14 protein-coding genes are annotated in these 16,904 nt (G+C 69.2%); 12 read left to right on the top strand and 2 right to left on the bottom strand.

All coding sequences use genetic code 11. From position 1 onward, the window contains the following. Window positions 1-290 precede the first annotated feature (290 nt). The 10 genes from eccD (at window position 291) to CFP71_RS20455 (ending at window position 10,257) form a co-directional block, all read left to right on the top strand. Window positions 291-1,688: a type VII secretion integral membrane protein EccD gene (gene eccD, locus CFP71_RS20500; RefSeq protein ID WP_093935482.1), complete on the top strand. Its 1,398-nt coding sequence runs from the start codon at window positions 291-293 to the stop codon at window positions 1,686-1,688. Beyond that, window positions 1,688-3,094, top strand: coding sequence for a type VII secretion protein EccB (gene eccB, locus CFP71_RS20495; RefSeq protein WP_093935481.1), 1,407 nt, complete (start codon window positions 1,688-1,690; stop codon window positions 3,092-3,094). The genes eccD and eccB overlap by 1 nt, the downstream gene beginning before the upstream one ends. Window positions 3,095-3,252: 158 nt before the next feature. Next, the gene (locus tag CFP71_RS20490; RefSeq protein ID WP_093935480.1) at window positions 3,253-3,582 is read left to right on the top strand and encodes a hypothetical protein; all 330 of its coding nucleotides are present in this window, start codon (window positions 3,253-3,255) and stop codon (window positions 3,580-3,582) included. A 43-nt stretch (window positions 3,583-3,625) separates the two neighbouring features. Continuing rightward, window positions 3,626-3,904, top strand: a complete 279-nt coding sequence (locus CFP71_RS20485) for a WXG100 family type VII secretion target (RefSeq protein WP_093935479.1) — start codon at window positions 3,626-3,628, stop codon at window positions 3,902-3,904. Between the two features lie 88 nt (window positions 3,905-3,992). Beyond that, window positions 3,993-4,424 carry a hypothetical protein gene (locus CFP71_RS20480; protein ID WP_093935478.1) on the top strand — a complete coding sequence of 144 codons (432 nt, stop codon included), beginning with the start codon at window positions 3,993-3,995 and terminating at the stop codon, window positions 4,422-4,424. Between the two features lie 63 nt (window positions 4,425-4,487). Further along, entirely contained in the window at window positions 4,488-6,839 is a 2,352-nt protein-coding gene (locus CFP71_RS20475) for a hypothetical protein (RefSeq protein ID WP_093935477.1), read from the top strand. A gap of 3 nt (window positions 6,840-6,842) precedes the next feature. Then, complete coding sequence (locus CFP71_RS45365) at window positions 6,843-8,444, top strand: WXG100 family type VII secretion target (protein WP_093935476.1); 1,602 nt, start codon at window positions 6,843-6,845, stop codon at window positions 8,442-8,444. Window positions 8,445-8,449: 5 nt separating this feature from the next. Next, window positions 8,450-8,914 carry a YbaB/EbfC family nucleoid-associated protein gene (locus tag CFP71_RS20465; protein WP_093935475.1) on the top strand — a complete coding sequence of 155 codons (465 nt, stop codon included), beginning with the start codon at window positions 8,450-8,452 and terminating at the stop codon, window positions 8,912-8,914. A 2-nt stretch (window positions 8,915-8,916) separates the two neighbouring features. Beyond that, the gene (locus CFP71_RS20460; RefSeq protein WP_093935474.1) at window positions 8,917-9,255 is read left to right on the top strand and encodes a WXG100 family type VII secretion target; all 339 of its coding nucleotides are present in this window, start codon (window positions 8,917-8,919) and stop codon (window positions 9,253-9,255) included. Between the two features lie 234 nt (window positions 9,256-9,489). After that, on the top strand, window positions 9,490-10,257 hold the full coding sequence (locus tag CFP71_RS20455) for a type VII secretion system-associated protein (protein WP_244199761.1): 768 nt from the start codon (window positions 9,490-9,492) through the stop codon (window positions 10,255-10,257). 536 nt (window positions 10,258-10,793) lie between these two features. On the opposite strand, the gene CFP71_RS20450 is transcribed toward CFP71_RS20455, so the two are convergent. Then, window positions 10,794-12,878: an ATP-binding protein gene (locus CFP71_RS20450; RefSeq protein ID WP_167406210.1), complete on the bottom strand. Its 2,085-nt coding sequence runs from the start codon at window positions 12,876-12,878 to the stop codon at window positions 10,794-10,796. Between the two features lie 784 nt (window positions 12,879-13,662). On the opposite strand from CFP71_RS20450, the gene CFP71_RS20445 reads away from it, so the two are divergent. Next, window positions 13,663-15,000, top strand: coding sequence for an amino acid permease (locus tag CFP71_RS20445; RefSeq protein ID WP_425266629.1), 1,338 nt, complete (start codon window positions 13,663-13,665; stop codon window positions 14,998-15,000). Between the two features lie 40 nt (window positions 15,001-15,040). On the opposite strand, the gene CFP71_RS20440 is transcribed toward CFP71_RS20445, so the two are convergent. Then, window positions 15,041-15,682 (bottom strand): sigma-70 family RNA polymerase sigma factor, encoded by a 642-nt coding sequence (locus CFP71_RS20440; protein ID WP_244199760.1) that lies wholly within the window; start codon window positions 15,680-15,682, stop codon window positions 15,041-15,043. Between the two features lie 233 nt (window positions 15,683-15,915). Between CFP71_RS20440 and CFP71_RS20435 the strand changes: the two genes are divergently transcribed. After that, window positions 15,916-16,887 (top strand): LysR family transcriptional regulator, encoded by a 972-nt coding sequence (locus CFP71_RS20435; protein ID WP_093935471.1) that lies wholly within the window; start codon window positions 15,916-15,918, stop codon window positions 16,885-16,887. Window positions 16,888-16,904 lie beyond the last annotated feature (17 nt).

Genomic DNA, 16,904 nt, shown 5'->3' with positions numbered 1-16,904 from the left:
GCGCGCCGTCTGGTGTCCTGAAAGTGGCTTTCGCGACACGTGTGACTGTCAGGGCCGGTCGCACTGGAGAACGCCCGGCCCTGACGGATAACGGGCAGCCCTGCTAGCCGGAAAGGCGGCATTCCGGCTCTGTGAGCCCGCCACCGCAGACGGTGACCCGGCCAGGCCCCATGCTGGTGAGTGAACTTCCCCTATTCGGCGGTGCCGTGCCCGGATTTCGGGGACCCCCACAGCTCAAGAAGTAGCTTCCGGACCAAGGTCTGGCTCTGGCAGGAAGGACCCGGCGCCTCATGGAGGAACAGACACAGCAGCGCACCACCAGCTCGGTCCGGCTGCGGTTCGTGCTCGGTCAGCGGACGGCCGAGCTGGCGTTGCCGGCCGAAGTTCCGCTTGCCGATCTGCTGCCCGCGATCCTCCTCCAGTTCGGCGCGGAGACGATCGAAGAGGGAGCCGAGCACGAAGGCTGGGTCCTGCAACGGCTGGGGGAGGAGCCTCTCGACGAGGACCGCTCTCCAGGGCAGCTGAACCTGCTGGACGGCGAAAGCATCTATCTGGCGCCCCGCGCCGACCAACTCGCCGCGATCGACTACGACGACCTCGTCGACGGCGTCGGCGACCGGGTGCGGGAGCATCCCGGCAAGCTGACGCCCACCGGAGTGCGGCGGATGTTCGAAGCGGGCGCGCTGGTGCTGCTGCTGTCCGGCTTGTATCTCTTGCCCGGTGCGGGTGCGCCCGCGGTCCAGGCGCAGTTCGTCGGTGGCTCCGCCATCCTCTTGCTTCTGGTGTCCGCGCTGGTCGCGCGCGGCTCCGGCAGCTCACGCGCGGCGATCATCCTGGTGGGCGGCGGCGTCTGCTACGCCGTACTTTCGGCTTGGCTGATCGTCGGCGTACTGGCGCCGACGGCACCGCTGATGGTCCAGATCACGGCTGCCGGGGCTGGCGGATTGATCGCCCTCACCGTCGGGCTCGTGGCTGTCGCCGACGCGGCGCTCCTGTTCGCCGGCGGGATCATCTTCTGCCTCACTCTGGCGATCGCCGGCCTGTTCGGCTCCATCGCCCCGGTCAGCGCCGCGCAGGCCGCCGGAGTCGGCCTCGCCGCCTCGCTCGTCATGGGGGTGTTCGTCGGACCGACGGCGTTCCGCCTGTCGGGCTTGAGCCTGCCGATGCTGCCGACCGGCGCGGACGAGCTGAGCGAGGACATCGATCCCGTGCCGTTCGAGACGGTGGTGGATCGCGGCGCCGCGGTCGTCGGCTATTCGACCGCGCTGCACGCCGGCCTCGGCCTGGCGCAGGTGGTGCTGATGCTGTTGCTCGTGGCCGAGGCGGATACCTGGTCGATGGTGCTCGCGCTGGTGGCGGCCGTCCTGCTCGCCCTGCGTTCGCGCCACCCCAGCGGGACGATCGCGCGGTGGTCGATGCTGGTCCCGGCGGCGGTGGCCGTCGGTGCCGACGTCACGCACGTCGCCGCCGGACTCTCGCCGACCGGGCGCCTGCTGCTCGTGGTCCCGCTCGTCCTGCTCGGAACCGGCCTGCTCCTGGTGGCCGCCGAGCGGCTGCCGGGCCTTCGGCTCCGTCCTTACTGGGGCAGGGCCGCGGAGATCTTCGAAACGATCACCGCGGTCGCGATCCTCCCGATCCTGCTACAGGTGCTGCACGTCTACGCCGCCGTACGGACCATGGTGAGCTGATGAAGTCACGCAAGGACCAGGTTCAGGCGTACTTCTTCGTCGTCGGCAGGCTGACCGCGGCGGTCGCCCACGGCGACGCCGATGCCATCCAGGCACCGGGGCGGCGAATGATCACCGGCACCATCTTCGGGATCATGATCGCGGTGCTGCTGGCGGCGATCTTCGGTATCTACGGGCTTTTCGTGCCGAGTACCGACAACTCCTGGCGGCAGGCGGGGACCATCGTCCTCGACGAGGACAGCGGTGCCCGTTACCTCTATCTGGACGGCCAGTTGCGCCCGGTGCTCAACTACTCGTCCGCGCGCCTGCTGGCGCCGAAGGCCGAAGGGAAGATGGTCGCCGTTTCCCCTGCTTCGCTGAAGGGGACGCCGGTCGGTCAACCGGTCGGCATCTCCGGCGCACCCGACGCCCTGCCCACGTCGGCGGAACTCGACACCGGCGCTTGGACGGTCTGCGCGGGCTCCGATGTGGACAGTGATGCCCCCGGCGTCGTCACCGTCCTCATCGGACGGACCCCCGAAGGCGGGCTCACCGACCGGCAAGGGTTCCTGGTGATCGGGCCGAACGGCTCGGTCTATCTCGTCTGGAACGGCTCCCGGCTGCGGATCACCGACCCCGCGGTGCTGGCCTCCCTCGGGTACGGCAACGCCGAACCCGCGCCGGTGTCCGCCGCCTGGCTGAACCCGATCCCGCAGGGTCCGGACCTGTCCGTGCCGGCGGTACCCGGCCTCGGTGGACGGGGCCCGGTCATCGCGGGCAGGCAGAGCCTCATCGGCCAGGTCTACGAAGTGCGCAACACCGCGCTCGGGACCGAGCAGCTTTATGTCGTCCGTGACGACGGCGCCGCCGCGGTGAACCGCACGGTGGCCGCGCTGCTGCTGGCCGCGCCCTCGACGGCGCAGAGCTACCCCGACGGACCCGTCGAACCGATCCGGATCGGGGTCGGCGAGATGTCCGGCGTCCCGGCGTCGGGAACGGTCTTGGGCACCGGACTGCCTGAAGCACCGCCCGAATTGGTCGGTGACTCACCGGAGACCCAGCGCTGCATGCGTTACGGCACCGGAAGCGCGGGTCCGCCGGTGGCGGAATCGCTGCCTTCGGCGAGCGTCCGCGCCGCGTCGGCGCCCTCCGCCACGCACGAGGTGGGTGCGGCCGCCGGCCGGGTCGGTGTCCCGGCGGGCAGAGGAGTGCTGGTCACCCCCAAGGCGGTGCCCGGCGCGGCACCTGGCCCGCCTTCACTGGTGACACCGCTGGGAATGCGGTATCCGCTGGCAGGTCAAGACGAAATCGCGGCGCTGGGCTATCAGAACGTGGCGCCCGTCGCGGTCCCACAGGAGCTTTTGGACCTTTTTCCGGCCGGACCGCTGCTGAGTACGTCGGCCGCGTCGGCGACCGCGGCGTCCTGACCGGGGCCGCTCGTAAGGGGACCTCCTCCGACTGACCGAGGTCGAGCGAATTCTCCCGACAACGCGGAATCCCCGACCTAATCTTCGAATATGGCCGACGCCGAGGATCGCGATCGGCGGCCGGACCAAGACAAGACCTGACGCAGGAGGAATCTCAAATGCCGAAAACGACACAGCTCGACCCGGCGGAAATCGACGCACAGGCCACCCGCCACGAGGCCACTTCCGACAACATCATCCAGCAGCTCAACCAGCTGAAGTCGCAGGTGGACGCGACGCTGGCCGGAAGCAACAGCGCGGCCACCAAGGCCCTGTCCACGACCTGCGACAACTGGATCGAGGGGCTGAAGCGCACCATCCTGGCCAACCTCACCGACATGGCGGGCTACATCCGCAAGGAGTCGCAGGGACAGGACGCGCAGGACCAGGCCGCCGGCCAGGAGATCGCGCGGCTCCCGATGGAGACCAGCAGCTTCCTCGGCGCCTGACCCGTACTCGACCGACTCTCCATTTCTCTGAAAGGGCAATAAATTGATTACCTACGACTACGAAGTCATCGACCAGTGCCTGACGATGATGAAGAGCAAGGCCACCGAGATCGAGGGACAGACGACCGATCTCGAAAACGACGTCAAGCGCATCATGGTGGGCTGGCAGGGAACCACGGCCGACGCCTACGACGCGAAGTGCCAGCGGCTGAGGGGAGATCTCGTCACCAGCCGAGAGCAGCTGGACTCCCTTCGCGTCGCGCTGCAGACGGGCGCGGAGGGAATGCGGGACCAGGACGCGCGAGGCGCGCGCGGTCTCTGATGCCGGCGCGGCCGTTCCGGTGGTGCGTCCTCCAGCGGACGCACCACCGGAAGGCCCGATCTCATCCTCTCCCTGAAAGGAGCTGATCATGAGCACCAACTTCGACACCGAAGCGATCAAGGCCTCGGCCGAGAAGATCGGCAAGATCATGGACGACATGAGCGCTTTCCAGGCGCTCAAGACGCAGTGGCCGAACGCCGGCAAGTTCGAGACCGCCGTCTGGCTGGAACACATCATCGACGACCGCCGCAACGGCGTCGTCGCCCACGGCGAACACCTCCAGACCGTTCTCCACGACCTCCGGGCGACCTTGATCTCCATCGCCGACGGCTTCAAGAACACCGACGACGACAACGCCAAGTCGATCCTGCAGAGCATTCAGGGCCTCGAGGCGAAGATCTCCGGCGAGATCGCCCAGTTCGACCAGCAGACCGAAGCAGCACAGCAGAACACCGCCGGACAGGCCACGCCCGACGACGGGGACGGCTACAACGATCCGGCGCAAAGCCAATCCGTGTGACCCTCGTCGCAGCCCGCCTCGCTTCCGACCGGTCAGCTGCCACCGCCTGAAGGAATTCCAGCCATGCCCGATGCACCCGCCGCACCCGCGTCTGCGCTCGACGGAGCGAAATTCACTCAGTCGGCTCCCGCTTTCGACCCGAAGCAGTACGGCAACCTCACCGAGATCACCAAGGCCGTTCACGATCTCACGCACAACAGCGACGACGCGCACGCCGACCTGTCCCACTCGTCGGCGGCCGAGCGGTTCTACGAGCTGGAAACCTCGGTGAACACGGCGGTGCAGCGCATCGGTGAGATCAACGAGGCGATGGCCACCGAACTGAAGGCCTTGCGGGACAGTCTCGTCGGTGAGGCGGGCGACGCGCTCCAGTCCTACGGCACGGCGATCCTCAAACAGAGCGAAGACCTCTACAGCGCCCTCAACGGTGGTCAGTACGGCGCGGCGATCGGGAACATCGGGCACGCCATCCAGGCCTTCGCCGCGGGCTGGTGGCAGATCCACGCCCAGATCGACAAGGAGCAGAACGCCGCCAAGGAGATCCTGGAAAACGAGGCTTCGCGGTACATCCAGCAAGCCACCACGCAGCAGCAGGTCGACTCGGTGCAGCCGTGGCTGAAAAAAGAGCTGAACAGCATGTACGACCAAGCCGCCGATGAACGATTGAAGCGGCTTCAGGAAGCGGTCGGCGCGCTGGCGAACCAGTACAACAACCGCGGGAACGATCTCGCCCCGATCCAGATCGTCAACGGCCTCGCCGACCCCGGCGCGGCTGCCGATGTGGCCCGGCAACAACAAGAGGCGCTGACCGCGGCCCAGGGCACGGATCAGCAGGCGGTCGACAGAGAACTGGACCGCATCCAAAACCCGTTGTCGGAGCTGAAACCGAGCACCGAGGGTGCTGAGGCCGTACCGGCGAATCTCACCCCGGCCGAAGATCCACAGGCGGCCGAGCAGGCCGCGGGCGGAGCAGGGACCGGCGGAGCGGGTTCGGCGACGGATCCCGCGCTGGAACAGGCCAAGCAGCAGGCGGCCGATGCCGCCGGCGCGCTCACCGACGCGGCTGTGCCCGCGGAAGAAGCAGCGGCGGCCGGTGAAGGTGCGGCGGCGGGCGAAGGAGCGGCCGCGCCCAGCGAGGCGAGCACCGCTCAGCCCGCGACCGATCCCGCGACCGATCAGGCACTCCAGGACGCGAAGCAGGCCGCCAACGACGCCATCAACGGCCTCACCTCCCCTCCGGGCGGAGACACCGCGGGCGCCGGAACCGACGGCAGCGCCGGAACCGGCGGTGCGGCGGACCCGGGTACCGAAGGCAGCGGAGCCGTGCCGGCCGGCGGCGTCGGAGTGCCTTCGGCTCAGCAGCAGGCACAAACGGCCGCGGACGCCAAGCGGAAGCAGGCCCTGGACGACGCGAAGAAGGCCGCGAACGACGCCATCGAAGGCCTCACCGGTCAGCCGGCCACCGAATCCAGCGGACCCGCCGGTGGCGGTGCCGGATCCGCCAGTGACCCGGCGAGTGCGGCGAAGGACGCGGCCGGGCAGGCGATCGACGATCTCGCGAGCAGCTCGCCCGAGCAGCAGCAGGCTCTCGATCAGGCCAAGCAAGCGGCTCAGCAGGCCATCGACGATCTCGCCGGCCAGGGGGTCACCGATCCCGCGGCGCTGGGCCAGGGCGCGAGCGACGCCATCGACAAGATGGCGCAGCAGACGCAGGATCCCGCGACGCAGGAAGCCCTCGCCAACGCCAAGCAGGCCGCGCTGGACGCCATCAACGGTGACTCCGCCGCGGACACCCCGCGTCAAGAAGCCTTGGACAGCGCCAAGAACGCGGTGCACCAAGCGATCGACGGGCTCGAACAGCCCGACTCCACGCCGGAGGAGAAGCAGGCTTACGCCGACGCCAAGGCCGCGGTGGACAAGGCGATCGACGGTCTGTCCGGCTCCGATCCGCTGGCGGACTTCCTCGGTGGCGACCAGACGGCCACCGCACCGGCGCCCTTGGGCAGTGGTGTCGACGCAGGAGCACTCGACGTCGGTGGTTCGGGCGGCTCGGGTGGCGGCGTCGGTGGTTCCGGCGGCAGCGCCGGGGGTTCCGCCGCGCTTCCCGCGGCGGCGGGCTCCGCCGCACTGGGCCAGTTCGACACGCAACCCGCGCGGGCGGCGGCGCTGCCCGCCTCGGCGGCTGTTCCGACGGTCTCGGGAATGCCCGCCCTCGACCCCAACCTCGCCCAGGGCGGTATGCCGATGGGTGGCATGCCCATGGGCGGTGCGCCGATGGGCGGCGGGATGGGCGGCGGGGCCAACGGCGAGCAGAAGGAGCGCGAGCCGCAGATCTGGCTGCAGGCCGAAGAGGGCTCGTGGGGCGATGGCGACAAGGACGGCCCGCGACACCGTCCGGTGCTGGGCAGGGACTGAGCCATGACCCAGCCCGCGCCCCCCGTCGACGACCCCGCCCTGGCCGGCCTCGACTTCGAGCAGCTCGCCCAGCTCGTCGAAGGACAGAATCCGGACGCGCTGTACCAGCAGGCGGCCGCCTTCGACAGTGCGCTCATGCGGTATCACGACATCTTCGCGGAGATCGTGCGAGAGAGCAGGCAGGTGAGCGAGCTGTGGGACGGTCAGATCGCCGAAGCCTTCGACTCCTTCGCCGCCGAGCTGACCGGTGGCGTCGACAAGATGGTCCAGACCATGGAGAGTCCCGGTCACGGTGTGCTGTTACGTCGTGCCGGTGACGCGCTCACCGTTGCGCAGCAGCGTTTCCGGGAGCTGCGGGCTCAACCCGGGCACGAGGCGGACAACCGGCCCGCCCTGCAGATCGTCCACGACCTTTCGGCCGCGTACCAGGAGGCCGGCGGGGCCATGCCGCTACCGCCGGAGTTCGTACGACGCCTGCCCGGTGCCACGGCGGACGCGCAGGGCGTCCAAGGCGGCGGCGCCGCGGCGGGTGGTGCGTCGCCTGTTCTCGCGACGGTCGACCCCGCCGCGAGCGCGGACGCCGCCGTGCACGCCCAAGGCGACTGGGCGGCCGCTGGAGCCGGACATGCTTTCGGCGTCGCGGGAGCGATGATGGTCTCGTCGGCCCCGGGAGGCGGCAGTAGCACCACGATGGGCGCCGTCGGGGGCGGAGTCGGCGGGTACACGGGCCATGGAACTCCGGTGCTGGGCCGGTCCGCGCCGATGGCGGCCCAAGCCGCACACCAGCCCGTCGGCAGGGCCGACACCGCCCGAGGCCCGATGGGCGGCGGTCTGGTCGGCGCGCTGGGCCGTGGCCGCCCGGACAAGAAACGCGAGCGGGAGCGGCAGACGTTCGCCGTGCAGCAGGAAGACGCGGCGGCGACACCGGGAACGGTCGAAGACGCGCGGCAGCGGGCGGCGGGTGTCAGCACGACCTCGTCGTTACCCGACGGTGTCGACACGAAGTCGTCGGCGGCGTCGGAATCCGGAATCGCGATTCCGGTCGTCGCTTCGCCCGCGCCGGCGAGCGGGCCCGCTGTCGCGACCGCTTCGGCGGGCAGCACGGCTCCGGCGGGCACAGCGGTCCCAGGGCCGTCCCAGCCGTCGGCGGTCGCACCCGGTTCGGGATCGTCCGGTAGCGGCGGGACCACCGCGCCTCTCTCGCTTTCTTCCGGGAGTACGACGATCTCGTCGGTCCCGGCCGCCCCCGCGGGCGGCGGAACTCCGGCCGTGCCCCCGGTCAGCAGGCTCGACGCGACCCTGCCGGTGACCCCCGTGCCCCCACCCGCCGGCCCGCCCGCCCCGGCCGCCATCGGACACGGCGCGCCGATGATGCCGATGGGGATGATGGGCCGCGGGATGGGCGCCGAATCCGGAGCCGAGGGCCGGGACCCGGACATCCCGGTCGGTGCCGCGCCCGAAGTCTGGGACTCCGGTGCCGGAGCGGCGGTGCTGGGACGTCGTCCCAAGGAAGAGATCCCACCCGCCCCGGACGACGGTGCGGACACGAACGAATTCACGCCGGGCTGGCTTTCCTCCGGCCGCATCGATGGACGAAAGAGCTGAACGACATGAACGATTGGGCCTCACTGGGCGATTCGGAACGCGCGCTGGAAAAAGCGATGGCCGATCTGAACGCCGAACGCGAAAAACTCACCGAGCTGAGCCGCGTGTGGAAAGAAGAGCGTACGACCATCAAGGCGAAGGACCAGTCGCTGTCGATGACCTTCGACGGCCGAGGCGACCTGGTGGAACTCGTCTTCAACGAATCGAAGTACCGCGCGATGCCGCCGGCCCAGCTGGCGAGCGTCATTCTCGAGACCTTGCGCAACGGGCGTGCGAAAAGCCTGGAACGCATGAACGAGATCATGGGTGTCGGCGGTTCGCAGGACGGTATCGACCTCGCCGCGTTCGCCACGGGCGAGCTCGATGCCGAGAAGATCATGGAATCCCTGATGGGACCGATGTACGAGAAAATGGACGAGTTCGGCGTCGAAATGCCCGGACGGCGGGAAACGCCGCGGCGTGAGGAGTGACGATGGCTGACCAATTCCGGCTCGACCCGGAGGCACTGGAGCGGGTGAACGGCGATCTCGCCGCGGCCACCGCGCGATTCAAGGAGGCCCTGCGCGAACTGGGCGGCAAACTCGCCGAGCACTACGGCTGCTGGGGCGAGGACGAGGCTGGCAAGGCGTTCGCGAAGAACTACGTCCAGACCGCGCAGGAGACCAATTCGGGCGCCCATCAGACCGCCGACGGCGTGGAGAGCACCTGCGGGAGCTTGCGCGACGCGTCGAAGCAGTTCGTGGGCCTCGACGAGGAGAACGCCCGCGCGCTCGACAAGAGCATGGGCGAGCAGTTCTCCCAGAACAAATAGCGCGTCGAAGCGAGTACAGGCCGCTCCGCCGATCCGTTGGCGGAGCGGCCCTTCCAGGTCTCGGTGCGCGGAGGCCGGGCGATCCGAGGGGGAGCGCCCGGCCCCCGGGCACCGAGATCGTTCACGGGGGAAAGTCCCCATTCGGGCTGGTGCGTGCCCTGCGGTCGGGTGGCGGTGGGCGCCACATGGTCCTCTGAGAGTGAATCGGTCTCGGTATCTCGGTGAAAGGAAGTGGTGAGAGTGGTCGTGGGCGAGGAGACGATGACCGCGGATCCCGAGTCGGAGCAGTGGCTGCTGTTGCTGGATCCGGCGTGGAGCCCGTCGGAGGAGGGGCAGGAGCCGCCGGTCGAGGCGGTGGTGGGCATGTGGCCGGTACTGGAGGAGAACCGGGTGGGGAAGTTCCGGGGAAATCCGGAATACCGGCCGACGGACGAGAACTCGCCCGCCGACCCCTTGGACGCGGTGTTGCGGCTGATGATCGAAGGATCGGCGGAGACCGAGCAGCTGCAGGCGATGTTGTGCGGGACCCTGATGGACGTGGCGATGAACGGCGACGGCCGTCCGCTGGTGATGAAGTCGCCGGACGACATCCGGTGCGTGGTGGTGGCGACGGCGGGCTCGTATCGGGACCTGGTCGTGTCGCCGAGCTGGTTGCGGACGGATCTGGCGGGGCTCATCGAGCTGCTGGAGGACCAGTACGACGTGCTGTTCAACTCGGGCGGGCCGGCCTCGGTGCGGCTGACCGGGGACTTCCTGCGGATGACCGGCGAGTTGTCGGAGGAGGAACTGGAGGAGATCCAGCAGGCCTTCCGGGACCGGGCCCAGGTGCAGGTGGTGTCGAGCGATGCCGAGACCCCGGCCGAGACCGAACCGGCGGCGGAGTCCGAGACCGAGGACGGTCCGGTGACCGTGACTTCGGCCGGTCCGAAGACTCCGACGGCCGAAGCCGAACCGGTGGCGGAGCCCGGGACCACGGCCGAAACCGGTGGCCGAGGGGCGTAGGGAGCGACGTGGGCCGGGCCGGAACGGACGGCACACGTGATCAGAGGGACGACACCTGTCCCGTCCGTCTGATCACGTGTGTCGTCCATTCCGTCACGCGAGACCGCCACCACGGACACGGCCGACCGGATCACGAAGCCCACCTATTTGAGGGGGAAGGCAAACGTGTCGTGTCCCGAGCGCCACGTTGGGGACGCTCACCGTCTCAAGCGTGGCGCTCGCGACGTCCAGTCTCGACGGTCCGGCGATGGAGGTTCCCAATGTCGCATCTGAGACACTCAGCGTCTCAGATGCGACATGGGGAACAAGAACCGGGAACAGGGCGACCCGGCGGTGCCGCGAACGCCTCTTCCGCAACGGTGAAGGTTGCGAAAGTGGCTTTCACAACATCCAAGGCAGGCACACCGGCAAGCGAACATGACACCTTTGCCCTACCTCCCGATAACCCGAATCGCCACTCACGACCACCCCGACCCGATACGCCACGTTTGCCTTACTCCTCGATAACAGACCTGCACAGCCTGCCCGCGGAAGCTTCAGCTTTGACAGGCGCGCAGACCGGGGATGAATTCGCCGTTCGGATCCGCCGGGTGCCCGCCACGCAGCGCGGTACGGGTGGCGCGGAGGGCCAGAGGCACCATGGAGTCCGTCTGGAGCGAAGCCGCGTCCGGAATCCCGAATCCGAGAAGCCGCGAGGGCGCCGTAAGGCCGGGCGGAGCGGTGGGGCACGGCTTGCGCCGCCTGCTCGCCGCCGACGGACGCCCGGCGTGCGACCGGGACTGATCGGCCGCCGTCTTTCCAGTGAGTCGCCGGACGGGGATTTCGGTCCCGAGCACGGCCGAGCGCACCGACGGCCGAGAGAACGCGAGCTTGGTGCCCGCTTCGATGAGCAGACCGGCTTCCATCGCCTCGGCGAGGGCCGGGACGACATGTGACGCCGCCTTTCCCATCGCCGCGGCGACCGAGCCGAAGTCGAATTCCTGGCCGGCGACCGCGGCCCGGCGCAGCAGCTCCCGCGTCTCGACGGCGAGCTCTTGGACCAGGCGGACGACCGCCGTGGCATCGGGTTCGGCCGGTTCGGGCAGCTTCGTCCCCGGTGCCACTTCGGCGACCCCGTCGACGACGGTCAGCGCCGGACCGGCCAGCAGGGCTTCGGCCAGTTCACGGAGCCTGCGCGGGTTGCCCGCCGCTCCGGCGGCGAGCCGGCGCAGTGAGGCGCCCGCCGGTGCGCCGACGAGCTCGCCGACGAGGTCGTTCACCTCGGTTTCCGGCAGTGCCGACACCCGGATCACGTCGTCGATACGGTGCCCCACCGTCTCCCTCAGCCGGGCGACCGCGTCCCGCTGTGGGGCGGGCCGGGTGACCGCGAAGGTCAGCAGGGGCAGCCGCCGGCTGGCCGCGGCCAGCCGGTGCCACAGTCGCAACGTGGCCTCGTCGGCCTGGTGGAAGTCGTCGAGGACCACCACGAGCCGCGCTTCGGCGCACAGCTCGTCGACGCGGTCCAGAAGACGCTCCACCGCGGCTTCGGGCGGCAGGTCCTCCGTAGCGGTCCCCAGCGTGCGTGCGACGGCCTGGAGAGGTCGCGGGGCGCCGGCTTCCCCCAAACTCGCCCAGGCCAGGTGACAGCGAAGCCCGTCGAGCTCGTCCAGGCCGGTGGACAGCAGTTCGGTCTTGCCGATCCCGGCCTCGCCTTCCAACCAGGCGGCCGCCCCGTGGCCGTCCCGCAGAACGCCGACCAGACGGTGCAGGGAGGCGATCTCGGCACGACGTCCGTGCAGGCGGGTCGTCCGCGCGGAGGGTTCCGGCCACGCGCGTACCAGGGGCGGAGCCTGTCGTTCCTGCTCACGGGCCAGATGGACGGGTTCACCGTCGAGGATGTGGTGGTAAGCCCACATCAACTCGTCCCCAGGGTGCACGCTGAGCTCCGTACGGAGGGTGTGGCGTGCCTGGTGGAAGGTTTCCAGGGCCTCGCTGGTGCGGCCACCGCGGTGCAGGGCGATCATCAGCGACCGCCACAACGGCTCGCGAAGCGGATGTTCCCGCACGGCGGCGGTCAGCTCGGGGACGAGGTCCGCGTAGGAGCTCGTCTCCACGGCGGCGGCAGCGCGTTCTTCGACGACGGTCAGCCGCCGATCGGCCAGCCGCTCGCGGTGCGCCTCGGCGAAGGGGCCGGGCAGGCCGGCGAGCGCCTCACCCCGCCACAGGGCGAGTGCTTCGTCGAACTTCGCGACCGCGGCCACCGGATCCCCGCCACGCGCCGCCGTCCGGCCCGCTTCGAGCGCCTTCTCGAACTCGTCGGCGTCGAGTGATCCCGACGCCAGCCGGTACCCCTGAGGGCCGGACACCAGCGGTCCGTCGGTGGACCAGCGGGCGCGCCCCGGGTCGAGCGCCCGGCGGAGCCCCGAAACGTAGGTGTGCACGCTCCCGGCCGCGCTGGCGGGCGCGTTCTCGCCCCAGATGCCGTAGATCAGCTCCGACCGGCTGATGGGCCGGACGGTGGCCCGGAGTGCCAGAACGGCGAACACGGCCTGTTGCCGCGCCGGTCCGAGATCCAGCTCGTGGTCGCCTCGACGGACCCGCAGAGGGCCGAGGAGGTCTACGCGCAGGGAGTGCTCGGTCATGGCTGGATCCGGGTCTCGAGGGTGGCGGGGCGGAGGAGGTCCATATCGAGTTGCACGGCGCCCTCCTCCTGGGTCGATCGGTCTCCGCTCGCGGGCCATCGGGCCTGGCCGGGAGAACATCCGATGGGACTTTTTACCTCGTGAGGGGCTTGCCGAGGGGGTACGAGAAGCCTCAGGGGCCGAACTGTGTGGTCGAACCACAGGGTTCGGCCCGCAGGGGTGTCCTGAGCAGGCGCGCGACTGTGTGACCCCGGGCTGGCCGCACCGGCCCTGGCCTGCGGTTTTGCCCGTCCGGCGCGGTGATTCGCGCCGAACGCGCGCGGTCATCCGTTCCGGCTGTGGGGTGACCCGGCCCGGCTGTCGTGCCTTAGCACGCGACGAGTTCCCGTGAAAGCGTTGCGATGAAATGTTCCGGAGAACTCTATGAACACAATTCGACGTAAGCGCTGCACGTGCATTCGCATCGTCGTCGCCGGATGTTGGTGGGGGTTTCCCCTACCGCATTCACTTGACCGTTTCGAATGAATGCGGCCGTTCAGTAGAGTCGCCCGGTCCGACTCCGGACAACGGCGATATGGCGCGGCTGTCGTCGAGCGTGCGTGCTTGTTTTTCCTTGCTGGTGCGTATGTGCCCGCCGTCGAGAAATGGTTCTTCGGCCCCTGCTGCGTGGAACCTCAAGAAATGTCCGTCCTGTTTTGATGATGATTGGATTTTGATGGATCCGGCTGTGCAGGAAAAAAGCAAGGAAGAGTATTCGAAATCCCTCGGCAATCGCCATGTCCAGATGATCGCGATCGGGGGTGCGATCGGCGTCGGGCTGTTCCTCGGCGCGGGCGGGCGGCTGGCCCAGGCCGGGCCGGCGCTGATCCTGTCCTACGCCGTGTGCGGTATCGCGGCCTACTTCGTGATGCGTGCCCTCGGCGAGTTGGTGCTGCACAACCCGTCGTCGGGGAGTTTCGTCACCTACGCGCGGCGGTTCATCGGGCCATGGGCCGGTTTCGCCGCGGGCTGGATGTACTGGCTGAACTGGGCGATGACGGGTATCGCGGAGATCACGGCGGTGGCGATCTACGTCCACAAGTGGTTGCCGGACGTACCGCAGTGGGTCACCGCGCTGATCGCCCTCGGGGTGCTGCTCGGGGTCAACATGCTGTCGGTGCGGCTGTTCGGCGAGCTCGAATTCTGGTTCTCGGTCATCAAGGTGCTCGCCATCGTCGTCTTCCTCGCGGTCGGCGCGGGCCTGGTGCTCTCGGCCGCGCAGGTCGGTGACACCACGGCCGGTGTGCACAACCTGACCGGGCACGGCGGCTTCTTCCCGAGCGGAATCGGCATCACGTTGATGACCCTCCAGGCGGTCGTCTTCGCGTACGCGGCGATCGAGGTCGTCGGCATCACGGCCGGGGAGACCAAGAACCCGGAGAAGGTGCTGCCGAAGGCGATCAACGGTGTGGTCTGGCGGATCGCGATCTTCTACGTCGGTTCGGTGGTCCTGCTCACCATGCTGCTGCCGTGGTCGGCCTATCGGGGTGGCGAAAGCCCGTTCGTCACCGTGTTCACCCTGCTCGGTATCCCGGGGATCGGCGACGTGATGAACGCGGTGGTGCTGACCGCGGCGTTGTCGAGCTGCAACTCGGGGCTCTATTCGACCGGGCGCATCCTGCGGGCGCTGGCGGAAAAGGGCGAAGCACCGGCCTTCGTCGGGCGGATGAACCGCCGTCAGGTGCCGTTCGGCGGGATCCTGTTCACCGCCGGGGCCTACCTGCTCGGCGTGGGCCTCAACTACCTGGTGCCCACCGAGGCGTTCGACATCGCCGTCGCCGTCTCGTCGATCGGTGTCGTGAGTACCTGGGCCACCCTGCTCATCTGCCAGATGCGGTTGCGCAAGGCCGTGCTCGCGGGGGAGATCGAACAACCGTCGTATCGCATGCCCGGCGCACCGTATACGGGCTGGCTGACACTCGGCTTCCTGGGACTCGTACTGGTGTTGATGGGCTTCTCGACCGGTCCGGAGAAGATCGCCTTCTATTCCATCCCGGTGGTCGTGGTGGTGCTCGCCGTGGGCTGGCGGCTGGTGTCGCGCAACCGCGTGGTCGCCGGACGGGCGCCGACGCGATCCCGATGAAGTGGGCCGGGGTGCCGGAGTTCCCGTCGGCACCCCGGTTTCATCGTGGCGCTCGCACCAGCGGGTCGGACGGCGGGATCAGGCGTCGAAGCCGGCGCAGGGCGCGGTGGACGGCGACCCGGACCGAGCCCGGTGTGGAATCCAGCCGCTCCGCTGCCTCGATGGCGGAAAGCCCTTCGAAGACCCTGAGCCACACGGCGTTGCGCTGATTGTCGGAAAGGTAGCGGAGCAGGGCGTGCAGCCGGGCAAGGAACTCCTCGGTGAGGAGATGGTCCTCCGGAGACGGTCCGGGCTGCGGCCGCTCGGGCGGCGTGGCGACCGGTTTCGCCCGGTCGCGCTGGTGCCGCCGCCGGGCGTCGACGACCTTGTATTCGGCGATGCGGTAGACGTAGCCCAGGAACGACGTGCCCTGATCGTGGAACCGGGGCAACGCGGTGAGCAAGGCCATCGCCGTCTCCTGGGCCACGTCGTCGGCGGTGCACATCCGATAGGTGTCCGGGCCGAGCCGAATCCGGCAGTACGCAAGGATCTTCGGGTACACGAGGCGCAGCAGTTCGTTCACGGCCTGCCCCGTCCGGGCCCCCCGTTCCGGCCGTGACAAGTCCAGCTGGGCCTCCCGCGCCAGGCGGAGCAATTCGACGTTCGTGCCGTTCGCGGGCGCGTCGATACAGGACATGGTCATCGGATGCTCCGTCCGGCCGGGCCCGGGATGGGCACCGCGAACGGACGTTCGCGTGCGTTCCGGTTCTCTCGTTCCGCCATGATGCGAAGCCGCACAAAGCACGTCGAGCGCCGGGACGAGACGTAGGGGTTTCCCGCACGGACCGCCGAAGTGAAGGATTGTCATCCGATCGAGTGGTCCGCCGCCGGGCGCGTTTCTTGTAGCCGTCTCTGACAGCGGGATACTGTCACCCGGTGACCGACCTCGACCTGCGGCTGGTGCGATACGCCGTCGCACTGGCCGAAGAACTGCATTTCGGGCGCGCGGCGAATCGGCTGCTCATCGCCCAGCAGACGCTGTCCGCCCAGATCGGCCAGCTGGAACAGCGGCTCGGCGTGGTCCTGTTCATCCGCGACCGCCGGCACGTCGAAGTGACCGACGCGGGGGCGGTCTTCGTGGAACGCGGACGCAGGCTGCTCGCCGACGCCGAGGACCTCGTCACGGCGCTCGGGCGCACGGCACTGCCGCTGCGGATCGACGTGATCACCGAAGGCCTGGTGACCAACGCGATCGCACAGGTACTTCGCGAACGGCTGTCCGGGCAACCCCTTGAGGTCCTTCAAGGACAGGGGCTCGCGGGAGCGCTCCCCGACCTCGCGCAGGGCAGGCTCGACATGGCGTTCGGGCGGGTGAACTGGCCGGGAATGGTGCTGCCGAAGTCGATCCAGCACGAACTGGTGCGCCTGGAGCCGCACGGTCTGGTCGTGCCGGAGGGCCACCCGCTGGAAGGCCGCGCGGAACTCCGGATGCGGGAACTGCAGGCGCATCCGTTGCTGCTCCACACCTCCGATCGCGCGCTCGACTGGCACAACTGGAACGAGGAACTCGCCGAAGAGTTCGGCCTGACCCATGCCGAGAAGCTGCATGGCCACGGGCGCAGTGCCGCCAACGCGGCGATCCTGGCCTACGGTCTGCCCGCCATCGCTCCGCTGACCGCACCGGTGCCCGACGGTGTCGTCGTGATCCCGGTGGTCGACCCCGTCCCGCTGTACCCGTTCTCGCTGCTGTGGCGGCCGGATCGGGCGGACGGCGCGATCACCCGCGCGGTCCAGGTCGTTCGCGACGCCGCCACCGAACTGGGCTGGCTCATCCCGCCGTGGGAATCCTGGTGGCTTCCGTCGACTGATCGGGAGTACGTCGAGACGGTGCTGCGCGGCCGTCACTGATCGACCGTCCGTTCGTG

Source organism: Amycolatopsis thailandensis, from assembly GCF_002234405.1.
Taxonomy (GTDB): domain Bacteria; phylum Actinomycetota; class Actinomycetes; order Mycobacteriales; family Pseudonocardiaceae; genus Amycolatopsis; species Amycolatopsis thailandensis.
Note: the sequence above shows the minus strand (reverse complement) of the source record. Positions and strands in the feature narration are given on the sequence as shown.